General features: G+C 49.5%; 16 protein-coding genes. 1 reads left to right on the top strand and 15 read right to left on the bottom strand.

Annotated elements, in window-relative coordinates:
• Positions 1-4 precede the first annotated feature (4 nt).
• From DWW10_RS16130 to DWW10_RS16080, 10 genes are all read right to left on the bottom strand, one after another.
• Positions 5-223: a hypothetical protein gene (locus tag DWW10_RS16130; protein WP_118421848.1), complete on the bottom strand. Its 219-nt coding sequence runs from the start codon at positions 221-223 to the stop codon at positions 5-7.
• A gap of 1 nt (position 224) precedes the next feature.
• The gene (locus DWW10_RS16125) at positions 225-500 is read right to left on the bottom strand and encodes a hypothetical protein (protein ID WP_118421847.1); all 276 of its coding nucleotides are present in this window, start codon (positions 498-500) and stop codon (positions 225-227) included.
• A 4-nt stretch (positions 501-504) separates the two neighbouring features.
• Entirely contained in the window at positions 505-2,949 is a 2,445-nt protein-coding gene (locus tag DWW10_RS16120) for an SDR family oxidoreductase (protein ID WP_118421846.1), read from the bottom strand.
• Positions 2,950-2,951: 2 nt separating this feature from the next.
• The gene (locus tag DWW10_RS16115; RefSeq protein ID WP_118421845.1) at positions 2,952-5,186 is read right to left on the bottom strand and encodes a hypothetical protein; all 2,235 of its coding nucleotides are present in this window, start codon (positions 5,184-5,186) and stop codon (positions 2,952-2,954) included.
• 17 nt (positions 5,187-5,203) lie between these two features.
• On the bottom strand, positions 5,204-5,671 hold the full coding sequence (locus DWW10_RS16110) for a hypothetical protein (protein ID WP_118421844.1): 468 nt from the start codon (positions 5,669-5,671) through the stop codon (positions 5,204-5,206).
• Positions 5,672-5,673: 2 nt separating this feature from the next.
• Positions 5,674-8,760, bottom strand: a complete 3,087-nt coding sequence (locus DWW10_RS16105; RefSeq protein WP_147350473.1) for a hypothetical protein — start codon at positions 8,758-8,760, stop codon at positions 5,674-5,676.
• A gap of 334 nt (positions 8,761-9,094) precedes the next feature.
• Positions 9,095-9,580, bottom strand: coding sequence for a hypothetical protein (locus DWW10_RS16100; RefSeq protein ID WP_118421842.1), 486 nt, complete (start codon positions 9,578-9,580; stop codon positions 9,095-9,097).
• Positions 9,580-10,080 carry a hypothetical protein gene (locus DWW10_RS16095; protein WP_118421841.1) on the bottom strand — a complete coding sequence of 167 codons (501 nt, stop codon included), beginning with the start codon at positions 10,078-10,080 and terminating at the stop codon, positions 9,580-9,582. Before DWW10_RS16095 ends, DWW10_RS16100 begins: the two co-directional genes overlap by 1 nt.
• Positions 10,081-10,373: 293 nt before the next feature.
• Entirely contained in the window at positions 10,374-10,889 is a 516-nt protein-coding gene (locus DWW10_RS16085) for a hypothetical protein (RefSeq protein ID WP_259320496.1), read from the bottom strand.
• Entirely contained in the window at positions 10,874-11,269 is a 396-nt protein-coding gene (locus DWW10_RS16080) for a structural protein P5 (RefSeq protein ID WP_118421839.1), read from the bottom strand. The genes DWW10_RS16085 and DWW10_RS16080 overlap by 16 nt, the downstream gene beginning before the upstream one ends.
• A 265-nt stretch (positions 11,270-11,534) precedes the next feature.
• Here DWW10_RS16080 and DWW10_RS16075 point away from each other — a divergent pair, with 265 nt between their 5' ends.
• On the top strand, positions 11,535-11,993 hold the full coding sequence (locus DWW10_RS16075) for a hypothetical protein (RefSeq protein WP_118421838.1): 459 nt from the start codon (positions 11,535-11,537) through the stop codon (positions 11,991-11,993).
• Here DWW10_RS16075 and DWW10_RS16070 read toward each other — a convergent pair.
• From DWW10_RS16070 to DWW10_RS16050, 5 genes are all read right to left on the bottom strand, one after another.
• Positions 11,980-12,216, bottom strand: a complete 237-nt coding sequence (locus DWW10_RS16070) for a hypothetical protein (protein ID WP_118421837.1) — start codon at positions 12,214-12,216, stop codon at positions 11,980-11,982. The genes DWW10_RS16075 and DWW10_RS16070 overlap by 14 nt on opposite strands.
• Before the next feature lie 146 nt (positions 12,217-12,362).
• Complete coding sequence (locus DWW10_RS16065; RefSeq protein WP_118421836.1) at positions 12,363-12,659, bottom strand: hypothetical protein; 297 nt, start codon at positions 12,657-12,659, stop codon at positions 12,363-12,365.
• A gap of 24 nt (positions 12,660-12,683) precedes the next feature.
• A complete protein-coding gene (locus DWW10_RS16060; RefSeq protein ID WP_118421835.1) occupies positions 12,684-13,343 on the bottom strand; it encodes a P-loop NTPase family protein in 660 nt (219 codons plus the stop codon).
• Complete coding sequence (locus DWW10_RS16055) at positions 13,340-14,233, bottom strand: AAA family ATPase (protein ID WP_118421834.1); 894 nt, start codon at positions 14,231-14,233, stop codon at positions 13,340-13,342. Before DWW10_RS16055 ends, DWW10_RS16060 begins: the two co-directional genes overlap by 4 nt.
• 78 nt (positions 14,234-14,311) lie before the next feature.
• Positions 14,312-16,411, bottom strand: coding sequence for a DDE-type integrase/transposase/recombinase (locus DWW10_RS16050; RefSeq protein ID WP_118421833.1), 2,100 nt, complete (start codon positions 16,409-16,411; stop codon positions 14,312-14,314).
• Between the last annotated feature and the right edge of the window lie 14 nt (positions 16,412-16,425).

The raw sequence follows: 16,425 nt of genomic DNA, 5'->3' as shown, positions 1-16,425 counted from the left end.
CAGTTTATCCTAATATATCGTTGTCCAATCTGCTCGAGTCCAATATGAATTCAAGCGTTTCAATTACTTTTCCCCCGCGGGCCGCAAGCGCATGCATTATTAAATTCGTCTCGAGCATGCTTGTATCAGCCATATCCGATTCGATACGGCTGATTCGGGCATAGGTGGCGTTGCCATCGGCGTTCGTTTTACGGGTGCTCAATATGAATTTGATGTATCCCATCTTACTTGCTGTTTAGCTGATTTATTATTTCACGCTTTACGGCGGCGATAAGACGCGAGTTCTTCACGACAAGTTCAAGGGCTTTACAGTAGCGTTCCGGAATTTCTACTTCATCTTTTGAATAATAGATTTCCTTTGCAAGCTCTTCAAATCCAATATCCAGAAGAATACTTCCGTTGTACATCATTTCATTGCCGACTGTTTCGGCAGCATCGAAGGTCTGTTTTCCACCTTCGAAAGAGGTCTGTGCCTCGATCTGTCTAAAATTGATTTTCATAAACTTAGTATTTAGTTTGTCTATTAATATTTCCGATCTTTAAAAATCCATTATCCTCATAGATAAAATTATAATAATGATATGTGTATTGTGACAAGTCATTCTTGGAGGGTATCCCTTTCATCATAATTATCAAGTCACCTTCCACATAATCACCAAATCCAGCATTTTTTACATAAAATTTTAAAGGTCGATCAGGGTGGTTTATTTCCCAAGAGAGACATCCTCCAACTGATGTTCTTGGGCCATTTGATTCGAAATACATTCCACTGGGACCCATTACCATCATTTCGACTCCTCTAACCATTTTTAATTCTGAAAAAGTCCCAGAAACACCAACTAATTCACCACTAAATTTTCCATTATTGGCTGTTAGATTATTAATTTCCATATTACCTTCAGTATCTACAAGCATTTTCCCATTCATTAGAACTTTCCCTAAAAAATTGATATTATCCGCTTCGATAACGGCATTCGATATCAACTGTCCAGCATCATCCTCTGTGATAAATGTACTGATCTCAGCACGTTTTACATAGCCGCCATCCTCGGCCCTCTCCGAGAACATCTGTGCAAAGCCGGCCTCAGTGACCAAACCGGAGGTACTGATATTGGTGATATGTCCGCCACTATCGAAATTGACCTTCTTCGATAGCAGCACATTGAAATCATCCGTCGTAACCAGACCGGATGTATTGATATTCGTAATATTGCCTGCGCTATTGAAATGAATACCTTCCACAAGTGCAGCAATGGATTTTTCTGTCACTTGGATAGCGGCAGTATTCTTATCTGCTGCACTTTGCGCTCCTTTTGCTATACCCAATGCACTCAAGGCATCCTGAGCAGCGTTGTATGCATCACTGATGCCTTGTCTGGCAAGCTCTTTTGCGGCAGCAATCCCATCATCGGCATTACTCACAGCAAGTATAATCTGATCGCTAAGGTTTTCAAGATAGGCCGTTGTAGCAGTAGACGAAGGCTCCCAATGTGAAATGCTAAAAGCTGCTCCTGCTTTCTTTGCTGTCTTACAGACAAGTGAATCATTCTTATACTTAACCGTACCATCAGAATAAGTTGCATTTACCCACATGTCACCCATGTCATATTCTTGTGAATCAGTAGGCTGCTCCACAAAAACCCGTCGCTTACCGTCGGCTGTATCTTGAGCTTTGGCAGCATCTTCCAGAGCCTTCAACGTCAGATGGTCGGTAATTTCATTCCAAACTCCTGATTCAAAGCGATAACCTTTCCCAGTCAAACGGTTATAAAACATGTCTTGGTCGTGCATCGTTTTTAGAGCTTCTGTTGTCCATTCTGAAGCCGGTATATTATTTAGTGTCGGAACGTAATCAAAAAACCAAAGTGTATATTCCTTGTCTGTTTGTTCCTTAACAAGGTCTACATCAGTTTTTAAGTCTTCAATGGTTTCGTCGATATCCTTTCCGGTTGCCTGATTTACGAACTTTGCCGCAATTTCACTCAGCACCGTATTGAAATCAATTTGCGGTTTCGGCATCGTGTAAGTTTTGTCAGCTCCAATTCCATTATATATCCGCACATAAGGACCTCCTGCCGTTACGCTGTCCCAGACGATTGCACCTTGACGAGTTGTATCCGTCCGGTTGCCCAACTGTACGATATTGTCTCCCACCGCAGGCACATCACTTCCTGATGCGCAATCTGTCTTGGATAAGTCGATGTAGTCATCGCCACAGCCACTCACGTAACGCCAATAAAAAGTTGTTCCGGTTTTTAAGGCAAAAGTCTCACTGATCGCCAGGTCGCCTACTGCAAAAGTATTCCTGACTGTTCTACCCTCAGCATCTGTTGTGCTAAAATAGCATCTGTAACTTCCACCTGTATCCTCCACTTTCTTACAGATAATACCTGCGGCCGTATTGTATTGTTTTCCACCGATATAGGTTGAACGTTGGACCTGGATCTCTTCGACATTTAATTTCTTCCTGATATCCACGAAGTCAATATCCAGATGATAGTTTCCATCCGCATCCTGATAGATGCCAAAACCACTACCACCGGCAGCAAAGTTCTTCGATACCATATTCTTTAGCAAAGTAATCTCTTCAAGTGTAGCAGTACCTTTCACATTGATACCTTCCAAAAAGGTCATCAGCTTTTGAACTGTTTCTGCTACATCCCGACGTAGATAGCGGTCATCATTATCATTTTTGCTACCAATAAGAACCAGTTTAAAATGTTTCTTACCGTCAGTTTCCGGTATGCTGTCATCTTTCTCCAACTTATAAATCGCCCCATTTTCCACCACGGAAATAATCTGCCCGGCATAAGGCACATACGCTACACTATCTGTATTACGTGCATATACAAGAGCGTGATTGTATGTATCCCATATATCTGTAGTATCAATAGGGTAATCATTCACTCTTTTGTATCGACCTGCAAAGCTGTCTCCTTTTATCTCCATAACTAATTCATTTTAAAGGTAAATTTGTCCGTCTCGGTACTTGCTGTGGTAGTGGTGAATATATACATGGTGTATTCTATTGCTGCCGACCCGTTAGCACCTTCCACGCTGATTTTTTTTGGATTGGCAGCCGAATCCAAATCCATAAAGTTGTATTGATACCTCTCTTCTAATGATACCTCCTTGATTGTTCCGGATGGTATGCAAATGACAAAGGTCCTATAATTGCTTATCGTGAATCCGTATGAACTACCGTCAAATAACCCACTTGCAGACAACGCACGTACCTGCGCTGATGTCGTAGGAATCGCACTGACCACTCCTGCAAACCATTTTCGATATACATTCACAGTGATAGTATCAGTCAATGTCTTTTCGGGAAGTATGTCGCTGGAGGCATATACCACTGTCGCCTTATGTGTTTCCCGTTGGATATAGGTACCCGACAGTGTCCGTACGGCTGTCTGAATGCCTTGGCTCTCTGTTGAGAAGACCAGCTTATTGTTTTCATTGTCATCATAGAAAGCTTTGGTCATCTCACCCTGTCCGTTGCGGGTAGCGGTGTAGGTGATGCGTCCTTTTTTTGTGCCATATTCCACACTGTCGGAAGTGGATATACTGCTGCTCAACTCTCCGCCCATGGGCTTGTACAGCATCTTGCGGAAAATGGTTTCCCAGGTTTGACCGGCAAGCAGGACATCTTTTTTCTTGAAATAGCCGACATCGTTAGAGTTGACAACGATGTTCTTTTTCAACTTGTCCGAGACTTCGATTGAAGTGGAGGAGCTGCTTCCGGAAGAAGGGTTACTGCCTGAAGACATCACATATTGCAACTGGGCCAAACTGGCATCCACCGTTCGCTTCCAACCTTTGCCCACCATGTTGGTACATTCTATGGTGGCCATGCTCAGGTTGTCCAGCTTACGCACAACTTTGGTGATTCGGGTATCACTGAACCCTTCGTTGAAGAACTTGTCGCTCAGTAAACGCACGTTTTGACCTAACTGTAACGGGATGTTGTTCTTGTCGATATAGGTGTAGTCCGTTTCACCTCCATATTTAGACATGTCTTCGCTGTACTTTTCCAGATAGCTGTTGACGGCGGTTTCATACGCTGCTTCTGCTTCTTTCTCAAGCCCTGTGGGCAGACTGAAGTTCCAGGGAATATATTCATCTTCAGGGGCGGGGATAAGGTTTTTGCCTGGTATCTGCTCTGTTTCCGAAGGATAAGTGTTGATGATTTCCCACTCCATCGCCTTCGAATCGTATTTCACTTCGAACTCTCGTCCGGCAAGCTCGCCTGTTTGGAAGGTTATATGTTTGGCTAACCCGCCTATCTCAAAGTCGTTCGGGTTAAACGTCATACCGATGTCGTCGAAATAATAGACTGTAATCTTCTTATCGTTTTCATCCGTTTTTTCCTCTTGGCGCACGGTGTGGACAGTACCGCGGTAGTGTGGATAGATATCTGCAAATGCGGCCTCTTCCACGTATTCGTAAAGCCCGTATCGGGTGTTCCTGTCCACATACTTAGCCCGGTTCGGGAGTTGCAGCCGGGAGAAACCATAGCGATTGCGGTCGATGTTCCGGGTGCTGCCCAGCGGAAAGAGGCGGGTGAAAAACTTCACATCACTGCTGTTTTCTGATTGAGTCAGTGAGGTGAGCCCTTGCATATAGCCCAGTTCCACGCGGTCGCCACGTTCGCAACGAGTGAGGTTTATTTTGAAACCGTCCGTCCACCATTCAGCCTCGAAGGCATCTGATATCAACGAGAGGGCGTCCCAGCAGGTTGTGTTGTTGTATTCAACGGTCTTCTTCGGGGCGTCGAGAACGTCTCCCATGCTCCATCGCTTTTCGCCGTACACACGGTTCATGTTGTCTATCCACCTCTGAAGGTGCATCGCGGGACTGTCGTCGAGGTAGAATTGTAATTCATATTGTCCGTCCGTCAGATTGAGGAACATCACCCGTTCCGCATCGTGCTCGGGGCCGTAGAACTTAACCGTGTAGTTGTATTCTTGTGTAGACACCTGCTTGGGCTTGTACTCCTTGTTGATGCTGAACTTTACGTCTTTCAGCATCACGTAGTCGTTCACGTCCAGCGCTACGAAGAAGGGATGGGTGAAGGTGGCGGACACAGTGTTCTCCGCCATCAGCTCGGTGTTCCAGGTTGATGAGTCGGCGGTGTTCACGGTCAGTTTCAGCTTTCCGTTCTGGTTGTATATTTTCAGTTCCATACTCGTTTATTTGCTGTTTAAAGGTCAATAGCCTGATAAGGGTTCGGTTCTCTGAACTTCAGTTTCATCTTGCCATACACTTTGTCTTCTACTGTAAGCGGGGAGGACATGTCGTGCGAGGCGGCGCTCTTGAAATACATGCGGTATTGGGTGCCCAGTTCGGGTAGGGCAAACACCAACCATCCGCTTTTCAGGAAGTTGATGAAGGCAATGTAGTGGGTGTACCACTCTGCCGGGGTGTCTGCCAAGATGCCGAACTGTAGGGTTACGTCGCGTGCCTCGTAGTGAGGGGCGGGTAGGGAGTCGGGCAGGTTTTCGCCGTTCTGCTCGCGGAATGTCACTGCAGTGTAGGCTTTCATGGTGGGCACTTGCAGGAGGGCGTTGTAGTTATCGTGTCCTCCTGACTTGTCTTCGGCCAGAAAGGCGCGATATTCCTTATAGATGTCTTTACCATTGATGGTAAGTAATGATTCAAGTATTTCCATAATTATCCTTTTATTTTCATTCCGTCTCTTTCCAATCTGTTCACTATCTCGGCTATGTCTTTCAGGCAGCGGCAGTATCCGGTGTTTTCGGCAATGCTGCCCAGCAGGCCGATGGCTTCGTAAGAGTAGCGCGAGAGGTCGGCCATCTTCTCGTCCATGCTTATCACGTGGGTCTGGATGGAGAGGCCGATGCCTTCCAGTTTGCCGGCTGTTTCTTCGGTGACGGTGGTCACGGCACCGGTGTGTCCCGACTGTGACGAGCCTCCGGCACTATTTTCCGACTCCCAGCCGAAGGTTTCGGCCAGCCGGTCACGTTCGGCCAGCATGGCGTCGCTTATCTTCTGTTGCTCTTCACGCAGTCTTCTCACTTCTTCTTCGGTGAGGGTGCCGTTTTCGCCATACTTTGCCCAGTTATCGTAGAGGGATTTTATCTGCGAACTGTATTTCGTGGCAAGGACGGATTGCAAGATGGACTTGCGCAGATACTTTTCGAAGTTGTTGGCAAAGTCTTCGCTGCTGCTGTCCATGTTGTCCAGCAGGCTGAGGTAGCTGTCCTGGAAGCTGTCGAGGGAGACGCCCGTCAACTGTTCCTTGACCGAGGCGATGATTTCTTTTTCCGTGTCGCCGTATTGGATGATATTGTCCAGGTAACCACGAAAGTCACCATCCATTGCCGACCAGAGGCCGCTGTAGTTAGTCTTGATCCATTCCAGTTGTTTGCTGCTCATGTTAAGCATGTCTTCCATCTGGGTGAACTTCACGCCGCCCAATGACTGGGAAATGTCGCCTGCCACGTCGCGCCAGTTCTGACCCTCCCATTTATAGGAGCCTTTCCACATGCGATACCATAGGGAGTGGCTGCCGCCGCTGCTACCCGAACTCAGGCGGGATTTGGCCAGTTGCTTGGTGACTTCTTTCTCCGAATTTAGCAGTTGTAGAGCTTCGGACCCGGCTTGGGTGGCTTCGGCACCATAGGACTCTTTGATGTAGGCTTTCTTCTTGTCGAGAAGTTGATCCCACACATCCATCAGGACATCGTACTTCTGCACCATGGCGTTGTAACCGGAGTAGTCGGCGCCGAATGCACCCACCAGTCCGGAGGCAAGTCCCAGTGCGCCGCCGATAGCTGCTCCCCACGGGCCGCCTATGGAAGCTCCTGTGGATGCCATGGAGAGGGTGGAGTTGGCGACGCCGCTCACTTTCTGCATAGTTTCTCCGGCGGAACCGCCCATTTTACTGATGGCACCGCCCACTTCGCTGACGATGGCGGATGCTCCTTTAAAGCTTTCGAGGATGTTTTGGGTGGCGGCAAACTGCTTTTCAGTGTCGCTACCGGCATCTTTCAGGGCCTTGAAACCGTTGATGAGTCCCATGAAGGGGTTTTGCTTGTTCAGGGCGGCGCTCTGTTTCGTCATTGCGGCTATGATGCCTTTCACATCTTCGGGCTTCAGCGACTTGGCGTAATCCTTGATGCTGTCGGGAAGTTGGATGTTCTTCTTGCCATCTACGTCTTCGAGATATTCCAGCAGTAGCCGGGCTTGGTCGATGGTTTGCTGTATGTAGCCGCTGGTGTGGGTACCGGCTTCTTCAAAGAGGCGTGTCCAGAGGTCCGACTTCTGGAGCATGCCTTTGTCCAGTGCGTCTACGGCTTCGGTTTCTTTTTTCTGCAAGGTGTCTTTTTCACCCTGAGTCTTGGCATCGGCTATGCGTTGCTGATAATCTGTTGTGATGGCAAGACGTTTTTGTTCGTACGAGCCATATTCTTTGAGGTAATTGTTCTTTGCCTGTAGCTCTTCCTGCTGGCGGCGCTTCTCCATGTCGTCAAGTGTCTTCTGGTAGTTTGCGGCGGCGATGTTGCTTTGCTGTACCGCCTCGTTGTCCACATTGGACACTTGTTCGGGAGTGATGTTTACGCCGTCTTTCTGTGCTTCTTCCAGTTTGGCTTGCCGTTCCTGGCGTTGCTGCTCTATGCGGTCCATTTCTTTGTCGAAGGCTTCCCGGGCTAATGTTTCTTCGGTTTCATCACCTTCTTTCATAGCTGCCAGGAGCTTGTCTTGAATTTCTTTCCGGACTTTGAGGTCGTCGTCCGCTATCTTTTGCCGCCATTCGGCTTGCCGCTTCTGGCGTTCTTCTTCCTGCTTCTGTTTCGCTTCGGCGGATGCGTTGCTGTTACCACTTCCGGTATTACTTTTCTTGGGGGAGAAATCGCCTATTCCGCTTTCTTTGCTGAGTTTTACCGACTCGTTATAGGCAGCTTCCGCCTGTTCCTTATAGGCGTCGCGTTTGGCTTTCGCAGCTTTCAGTGCTTCTTCTTTCTTCTCTTTGCCATTATTGCCAATCCATTTGGTATCGAAGTTACCTTCGGGTGTGAGTTCTATTTCGTTCACTTTGGCATCGGCATCCACTGCCTTGCTTACGAGACTTTGCGCTTTTGCCTGTAGATACAGCATCTGGATGTAGGCTTCGCCTTTCTGTGAGAGCACCTGATACCACTGTGCCAGGGTATCGTATTGCCCGAAGGTTTCGCCGTACTTATCGTTCAGCTCGTCAATCTTGGCTTTCTCCTGCTCCTTGGTTCCGTCAAAGTCTTTCAGGGAGTCTGTCAGCCTGTCCAGTTCCACGCGGGTTTGTAGCTTTATGGCGTTTGCCTGCCGTTCGGTTTCAGCTTGTTCGCGAGCTTTTTCGGCTGCTTTTTCCTGGTTGTCGATGTACTTGTCCCAGGCGGCAATGGCGGCTGTGATGCCAACCGATATCCCCAGTGTGAGGGTTCCCGTCAGTGCTTTGGCGGCCACGGTGGATATGTTGAGTGTTCGGGCCAGATAGGTGTTGGTGGCGGCAAGTGCTTTCTTGGCATTATCTACGATGACAAGGTTGAAGTAACTGTTCTTGGTCACGGTGTCGGCCACTTGCTGGGCTGCCGAGGTCATTTCGACGGCCGTTTTCAGTTTGGCTTGCACGTGAGTCAGATTGTCCGATTTGAGTCCCAGAAGGGAGGCGGCGCTATTGGTAGCCTTGATGGTAGCCGATAATCCGCTGAGAGCTTCTTCAGTGGCTTTGATATGCCTGCTACTGTCTGCCAACTTTTCCATTGATTTTCTGGCTTCATCAAGCGCTATTTTCTCTGTGAGATCATTGCGCTGTATTTGAGTTAAATTTACAGGGGCCATTAGTATTTTGAGATATGGGTTTGGAAAAATGCCACCGGATCTGTTGCTTCGGGGACCTTCTTCTGGTTTTTAATCATTTTCATCATATTGCGCCGTTGTTGTTCCTCGGGCGAAATGTAGCGTGGGGCATCCTGAGCCATGAGTAATAGCAAGGGGTAGGGCACTTGCCACAAGATGTAGCGCAGGCTCCAACCGGTTGCCGTGGCCACCTGCCATACTAAACCGAACGGGCTATGAGGGCCTTCTGTGTAGCCTTTTAACTCCCGCTTTCTGATGGGCTCAAACTCGGCTTCATCGGGTTGATGAGTTCCACCGAGTTGATAATAGTCTGAAAAGACTGTGGGTTGAGCATGGTAAGTAACTGGAACATGGCCTCTTGTAGGAACAGGGGATGCACGCGCCAGCGAAGCCACCAGGCTACAAGGCGGTTGAGACATCGGCCCGTAAGTCTACCGCGAACGAGGGCGTAGGCCACTATGCGGCTGATGGTGACGCCATGCTGCTGCATCAGGCGCATGTTTTGCTCGCAGTCGTAGTCTTTTATTTCTGCGTAACTGACACCCATCGAAAGATAGAGGTTGGCTATGCGCATCAGTCCGCCCAGTCCGGGGGTACGCATCACCACGTGCATAGGGCTGCGCTTGCGGGTGAGGTACTTGAATGGGCGGACAGGAACTGCCACACCCATGTCAAGTATCAACGCCGACGCTTTCAGTTGTTCTTTCAGTCGGCTTTCCATCATTATCCTTCTGCTTCGGTTTGAGGAGGCACGATGCGGTAGCGGGCTTTTCCGGCTTCAGTCGGCTTGAGGCACTTCACCGTACAGTCGTAGCTCAATACGCCACTCATGTTGATGGAGTCGGCCAGTTCGCCGCTGAGGCGGGCACGCGGAATTTCGATAGTGTGGCCACTGACGCACTCTACCTTGAAGGCGCCTTCCAGGTCTTTGAATCCTTCGGGTGCTTCGTAAGCGCCGTCTACGCTGCTGATAGTGCCGCCAAACAAGTCTTTACACATTTCGGGAATCAACTGAATCAGCTTGAAACCGAAAGCTATGGTGCTTGGGGTGCTCACCAATTCGTCCACCGGACCGTCGTGCACTTGTGCTGCGTAAACAGGAGTTGTCTGTTTTGCTTCGCCTTTGGGTTGCAAACCATCTTGGCTGACCCAGCCGATTTCTTTACCATTGAACATGACTTTACCTACACCGTAGATGAGGCCGTTGTTTTCTTTTACTGCCATAATTTTGTTTATTAATTTAAGATAATTAAAAAAGTCGCCGTTTAATCAATATAAGGAGGAGGGCGGCAACGGCTATCTGCCCTGTCCTTATCCAAAACCATTGCCATGCTGAGGGTTGGCGAATCACCTGTGGCGGCACTTGGCTGACCGTGGTTGCAGTCTGCCGGCTGACGCGGGAGAGTTCCCGGCTCAGGAGGATGACCTGGCGTGCGAGGCTGTCGCAGGTGGCTGTGGCCTGTATGGAGTCGCCCGTGAGGCGCTTCACGCTGACCGTGGCCTGCCCGCTGCGGAAGCTAAACCCTGTTCCCACTGGTATCGCCTTCAACGTCCCGGCCGGAAATGTTGTGGTGGCGATGCTTGGCGGCACGGGCTGCTGTATTAGCGCGTACCCGTCCACCCGGTGCAGTGTGTCGCCGAGGTAGCTCTGCTCCACTTTCAGTGGTGCCTTGCAACTCGATGCGCACAGGGCAATCAGTAGCCAGGCGGCAATCGCCTGCTTTCTCCACTGCCCGTCGCAGTTTGCCAAGTTCTTCTCTGATGGCATTGATCTCTTCTTTTAATGGTTCCACTATTTCGTCCATGACTATCTGCATGGCTTTTTTCACATTATCCAGTTCGTTGCTGCGCACGTTTGAATCGGCAGCCCGGACGTCGGCTTTGAGTTTCTCCACTTCCTGCAGGTAGCGTTGCTTGTCGGTGTACACCTTGAAGCCTCCTACGCCTATGATGGCGGTGAGCAACCCGCAGGCAAGTTTCGTATATTCCAGTGCATTCATATTTTCCGCCTTTTCTCTTATAATAATGCCCATCCGGCCTCTACGTCCGCCATAAGGGCGGGGGTGCCGTTCTCCACCAGCGAGATGGCGGCGGCCAGGGCGCACAGAGTGTCGTGATCGTCCGTGTCGGGCTGGTAGGTGGCAGGCACGTGCATGGTGGAACACACCCGGCTGATGTAGGCCGATGTGTTGTTTTCGTGCGGGGGGGCCCAGCGGCTGATGAAGTCGGCAACCGTGCGGCAACCGTGCAGGCGGCCGTAGTTGCGTAGCAGTTTGAGGAGGGCACGGTAGCCGTGGCCCATACTGGTGAATTGGCAGAACGAGCTGTCCTGTGAGGGGCGTATCTCACCTTGCCACGGAGTGGCGGAGAGGCGGATGTTGCCGGGGTTGTTGTTCCTTAGTCCACGGGTCATGACCGGCCTCCTTTCCCTGCTTCCCCGATGGGGGAGTTATGATGAATCCTTTTCTGTATCATATCGGTTGCGATTTTGTTGCTGCAAACATACGATGTAGGGTGGAGGGGTGCAAAATAGTGTGTAACGCTTTCCAAACATTGCGTAACGGTTGCAGTGTTGTGGGTAAGGGGTACACTGTTTTTTCCGTTTCAGGCGGGTATTGCCGTACTTCGCAGATGTCAAAAGTGAAATACTTATTTTTTTCAATTAAAAATCTCCTGATATGGAACAATTAATGAGTGACTTACTGCGGCAGATTGCCGAGAAGATGGGAAACCTTGTAGAGGTGGTGGACGAAGATTACGGGCAGCTTGATGCCCTGAAGAATGGGGAGCCGGTCTATCCGGTTGCTTTTCCGTGTGTATTAGTGGGTATTCCCGAAACGGTTTGGGGGAATCTTAAGGCCGACACGCAGCGCGGTGAACCTACGTTGAGCGTACGCTTGGCTTTCGACTGCGGAGTGCAGCCGCCTGTCGACGAAAGTACGGCGGTGGAGCGTGCGATGCAACGTTATCAGTTGGTGAAGCGCCTGAACGACGCGGTACAAGGATGGGGCTTTGAAGGTTGCCGGTCGGCGGCGGTGCGTACCAAGAGTGTGCAGACTGTGGAACCGGGTAATGTCAAAGTGTACGAACAGCAATATGCTGTCATGGTCATCGAGAGAGAAGTCAGAACAGCGTGAGTTGAGCATCCAGTTCGTTTTGCCGGGCCTTGATACGCGGGTCGGCACTGGCATTGATGATGTTGTAGAATGTTTTTTCGCAGATGGGATACACAGGCCAGATGTAGCGGCGCAGGATTTCGCGGTTCGACAATCCGCTACGTGCATGTTCTTCGTATATACGCAGCACTTCCGTCACTCTATGCGCATAGCTCATTCCGATGATGTTACGTCTCTTTTTCATAATCTGAAAGTTGATGTTAATTTTGTCAGTTAGCTCTCTATTGCAAAGGTACCGGAAATGATGTACGCTTGCAAGAAGGAGGCGCAGGAAATTATCCGGTAGTAGTGGATGGAGACACTACTACCGGATTGTTTTTTACCGGGTAGCTAATACCTGATTTTATTCCTGCAATCCCAATTCAGGCCTTGCCATCGTTCCGGATTGTCCCGCCAGGCTTGGGCGGGGTTGTCGTAGCATTGCAGTTCATCGGAGAAGATGTCGTGACGGCGGAGTTCCGAATTATACTCGGCATATCGCCTTTCATATTCCGTGCTTTCAATATCCGACGTGTGCACATACAGCCATTCGGCCAACTCTTCGATGTGCTCGGTGCTCTTTTGCAACTTTACCTCCAGTCGGCGGCGATAATCGGCATTATTGCCATAACGTTTCACAAATCCCATGATAAACCTCCTTTTCTATAATAGTTAATCGTTCAAGTCTTCCCCATAATACTTGGCTGCCTCTTCAGGCCAGATATCAAAGTGGCCCTTTGGACCGATGAAACGCCCCTTGGAATGTGCGCGGTATCCTTCCACATAAATCTTCAATGAAGCGTCGAATGCCACCTTCCTGGCACTGCGCCCGTCCGGGTTTCGACCGCTGGCGTGACTGATGAAGATGAGTAATTTATTACGGTGCTGTTCGCGGAACTTGATGTATTGGGCATACGTCATCTGTGTATATTGAAAACTGTCTATCACTATGAAATCGGGAGCCTTCTGGCGTTTCAGGCGCAGACTGAGTTCGTCCAGCGGTTCGGCATCCAACAACAGGAAGCGGCGGTTGACGTCCTGCATGTTATAGCGTTTCAGGGTGTTCTGCATCGTCAGGCAGGCTCCTTCTTCCAGGCTGTCGTAGGCTACGCGACCGAAGCGGCACAATTCCTTGCAGAGCTGCATCACGAAAGAAGTCTTTCCATTTCCGGTATTGCCCCATACGAGCCACACACCCCGGCGTTCGGGAGTGCCGAAGGCATCATGCCATGCACCTTCGAAGGCAAGTGTGTTGAATTTCATATTCAGTACCTCGCGCACACCTTTGGCGTTGCGTACAAAGGTTTTCTTGCTGCTCTCTTCTTTGCTCATGTCCGTCCCCCTTCCATCCGTTTGGCTTCAAGGATGCGCTTGCAGGCATGCACCACACGCTTCACCCGTCGAAGGTCGTATTCGCCTTGTGCAGCTTCGCGCTGTACCCGTTTTATTTCGGTCATATCCGTCAGGCCATTTGCCCGGCAGATGGCGTAGACGTCTTGTTCGGTGACCACATTTATGTCGAAGAACTTTCGGCCGATGCGGCTGTGTATTTCCTTATATCCCTTCTTGTTGTAGCGCAGACCGTTCTCTATGCGTCGTTTGATGTAATTGGTGGAGAGGAAGACAATGCCGCTTTTGTTCTCCAGCCGGTTATAAATGCTGATGAAGTAGCTGAAAACGGAGTCAGTCAGTTTGTCTCCCTCGTCGAAGATGATGAGCGGGGTGTTGAGGAAGGTGATGAGGGAGATGGCGTAGTCCAGCGTGTCTCTCAGATTAGTCCCATCGGTGGGGGCACCCACTTGGCGGGCTATCTCCCGCACGAAATCGCTTTTCTTCATGTCCTCGCTGCAAAGGAGGTAGAAGACGTTGCGGTGTGCACGGCGGTACTCGATTGCAGCCGTGGTTTTGCCGCAACCGGCATCGCCCACTATCCAGGTGGTATTTTTATAAGCTTGTGCATCGTTCATAGCAAAAGTTATGCGCGAAAAGGTGCTGCTCTCGGTCAGTGTCCAACGCTCAAGGTTATGGCCTATCTGTGCAGCTATCCGGCTGAACATGTCATCGCTGATGCTGGTGTACTTCGAATTGCAGATTTGTGATACTGTGGCGGTACTCACTCCGTTCAGACTCTCGCCGGCACGATTCTGCGAGGGGTAGTTACTGCAATACTCTATTAGGGCGTCGCGGATAGAGTCCTTATCCTGCTTGGTAAGTTCTTTCATGGCTTATATAATATATAAATGATTACTAAATGGGGTTAATTGTAAGAAAAAGATGATTCTACTATTATCGAATTCACGTTAATTATTAAAAAAGCTTTGGTAGAAGTCCGCTTTCGTCAGTTGAGATGTTGCCTTGGTATATTCGCCTATGGAAGCGATTCCTTCAATCCTCTCTGTTTCAGCTTCTTCCTCTTCGTAAGTTCCGGGCCCCATCCCTTCAGGGAATTCTACCGGTGGAATTAATCTCTCGTCAGCGTACTCTTCTCGGTAGTCTTCCATGCCTTTCTGAGAGATGCCTATGGGACGTGGTACCCTTAGCCGAACATAGGCATCGCTTATGCACTCTTCCAGCATCAGCTCTTCGCAAGCAATGTGGTGGGCGGCGCGGGTACGTTCATTTTCGCGTATCTGGGCGAATAGGAGCGTGTTTTCCTCCGGCGTGCGGTCGGCTGTGGCGCGATGGATGACTATTTTGGGCGTGGCGGTGGCGGCATAAACCAGTCCGGAGGGAGTGCTCTGCCAAAGTTCTATAATCGTCATATCCTGTGGGTCGTAGCGATAATGGAAACTGTTGCCCACATTTTGGATGTGGAAGTTCATGTTCACCAGCCCGCTTTCGGTATACACCATGTAGCGGTATTGCTGGCGGTTCTGTTCGAAGATGAAGCCTTGTTTGCTGTATTTCACGCTGTCTCGGCTGACGAGTTTGAAGAGTTCCTGTACCTCATAGGCGTCCAGCAGTTCGGCATTCGGACTGTTGAAGGTAGTGTACATCTCCATGCGGGTCATCCCGGTTTCCGAAGTAGGGTGTTCCATGTCGTTCCACTCCCGGCGGCAACGGATATACTGTTCTTTCATTTCTTCCAGTGTGGGTAATTGGGAAATGTTGGCCATCACGAGATCGAGGTTGATGTGGCTGTTCGGTTTCACGGCGGTGATGTTCTGCCCGGTAAAGTTATACAGCTTGTGGAGTACCTGTTGCTGGAAACGTCCGAAGGCGCTCTCTATGCTCTTGGACTGGCCGTTGTGGGGCATGGTCGTCTTGTGCAGATGGCATATCTTACTGAAGAAAGCTTGTGCTTCAGGTTTCTTGTGCCCACCTTGGTTATCGGTCACAATTTCGTGCGGTTTCACCTTCCAGGTTTCCAGTGCCATGCGGTAGGCGTCGTATTGGGTGAGGAAATTCTCCGTCCCGAAAGCGTAGCCCAGAAAGACTTCCGTGCAGGCATCCATTACTTCATATACGTCGGTGGTGCGTGCCACCATGCGCTTCTGCTTTTTGTCATATGCCTTATAATAGAGGTTGAGTTTTGTACCGTCGCCATACCATAGCGTGTTCGGCATTTCCGGTAACTTGGTGTCGAACTGCGGCATGAACTCATTCTTAAAGGCCACTTCGCCGTGGACTGCGGCATACCACCACAGCTTAATATTGGTCTTGTAGAGGTAATTGTTCACAGTTTGCGGAGATTCAATCCGGTTCAGCCCTCTTATTTTCGCCTGCCGGTTGTACTCTTCAAATATCTGCATATCGGTGTATACCGGAAACTTGCTACGTTTCAGTTTCAGTAACAGGCGTCCTTCGCGCATGCCTACCTTGCGGGCGGACTGGTTACCCGAATTTCCATTCACAAGTACCTGATAGCCATACTGTTTGTATGCATCGAATTTTTCCAACAGACGCGGTGTACTTCGAGGCAGTGTGTGCCCGTATCGCTGCCGCAGGTGCTCGCAAAGGGCGAGGAGAGTGTTGCGTACCAGTTTCTTGTTCCTAAATCCGCAAGTACTGTGCCGACAGGTCATGTCCGCTTCTTTGACCTTCATGGCGTTTAATACTTTAGCATTCAGTGTATATTCCGCCTGCCGTTCCAGTGTGATTTTCGGCGTGTACCTTTTAAAGAATTCCACAGCTTTGCTGTCACTGTTCAAACGCTCGTTCATGGAGAGCTGTGGTTGTATGAACTGTTCTTTGGCCCGTGGATTTCTTGCGTCATAAGCGGCACGGATGGCTTCCGGCAGACTTTCGTAGGCAATTTGTGCCTTCCGACCGTTTCCTCCTCTTCTGAGTACGCGGAACTTCCCGTCACGAACATGTTTTTTGTAATTCGCCTGACTCATTATTCCGCTTCCTACAAGCTCGTCAAACGTCACACACGGTATTTTTCCAAACATTTCCATAGTCAGAAATTTTA

This window comes from Bacteroides intestinalis (assembly GCF_003464595.1).
GTDB classification, from domain to species: Bacteria; Bacteroidota; Bacteroidia; order Bacteroidales; family Bacteroidaceae; genus Bacteroides; species Bacteroides intestinalis_A.
Note: the sequence above shows the minus strand (reverse complement) of the source record. Positions and strands in the feature narration are given on the sequence as shown.

What these genes read in the sequence shown, in the direction of transcription:
- DWW10_RS16130 (WP_118421848.1), bottom strand. Translation starts at nt 223, where the DNA reads ATGGGATACATCAAATTCATATTGAGCACCCGTAAAACGAACGCCGAT.
- DWW10_RS16125 (WP_118421847.1), bottom strand. Translation starts at nt 500, where the DNA reads ATGAAAATCAATTTTAGACAGATCGAGGCACAGACCTCTTTCGAAGGT.
- DWW10_RS16120 (WP_118421846.1), bottom strand. Translation starts at nt 2,949, where the DNA reads ATGGAGATAAAAGGAGACAGCTTTGCAGGTCGATACAAAAGAGTGAAT.
- DWW10_RS16115 (WP_118421845.1), bottom strand. Translation starts at nt 5,186, where the DNA reads ATGGAACTGAAAATATACAACCAGAACGGAAAGCTGAAACTGACCGTG.
- DWW10_RS16110 (WP_118421844.1), bottom strand. Translation starts at nt 5,671, where the DNA reads ATGGAAATACTTGAATCATTACTTACCATCAATGGTAAAGACATCTAT.
- DWW10_RS16105 (WP_147350473.1), bottom strand. Translation starts at nt 8,760, where the DNA reads ATGGAAAAGTTGGCAGACAGTAGCAGGCATATCAAAGCCACTGAAGAA.
- DWW10_RS16100 (WP_118421842.1), bottom strand. Translation starts at nt 9,580, where the DNA reads ATGATGGAAAGCCGACTGAAAGAACAACTGAAAGCGTCGGCGTTGATA.
- DWW10_RS16095 (WP_118421841.1), bottom strand. Translation starts at nt 10,080, where the DNA reads ATGGCAGTAAAAGAAAACAACGGCCTCATCTACGGTGTAGGTAAAGTC.
- DWW10_RS16085 (WP_259320496.1), bottom strand. Translation starts at nt 10,889, where the DNA reads ATGGGCATTATTATAAGAGAAAAGGCGGAAAATATGAATGCACTGGAA.
- DWW10_RS16080 (WP_118421839.1), bottom strand. Translation starts at nt 11,269, where the DNA reads ATGACCCGTGGACTAAGGAACAACAACCCCGGCAACATCCGCCTCTCC.
- DWW10_RS16075 (WP_118421838.1), top strand. Translation starts at nt 11,535, where the DNA reads ATGGAACAATTAATGAGTGACTTACTGCGGCAGATTGCCGAGAAGATG.
- DWW10_RS16070 (WP_118421837.1), bottom strand. Translation starts at nt 12,216, where the DNA reads ATGAAAAAGAGACGTAACATCATCGGAATGAGCTATGCGCATAGAGTG.
- DWW10_RS16065 (WP_118421836.1), bottom strand. Translation starts at nt 12,659, where the DNA reads ATGGGATTTGTGAAACGTTATGGCAATAATGCCGATTATCGCCGCCGA.
- DWW10_RS16060 (WP_118421835.1), bottom strand. Translation starts at nt 13,343, where the DNA reads ATGAGCAAAGAAGAGAGCAGCAAGAAAACCTTTGTACGCAACGCCAAA.
- DWW10_RS16055 (WP_118421834.1), bottom strand. Translation starts at nt 14,233, where the DNA reads ATGAAAGAACTTACCAAGCAGGATAAGGACTCTATCCGCGACGCCCTA.
- DWW10_RS16050 (WP_118421833.1), bottom strand. Translation starts at nt 16,411, where the DNA reads ATGGAAATGTTTGGAAAAATACCGTGTGTGACGTTTGACGAGCTTGTA.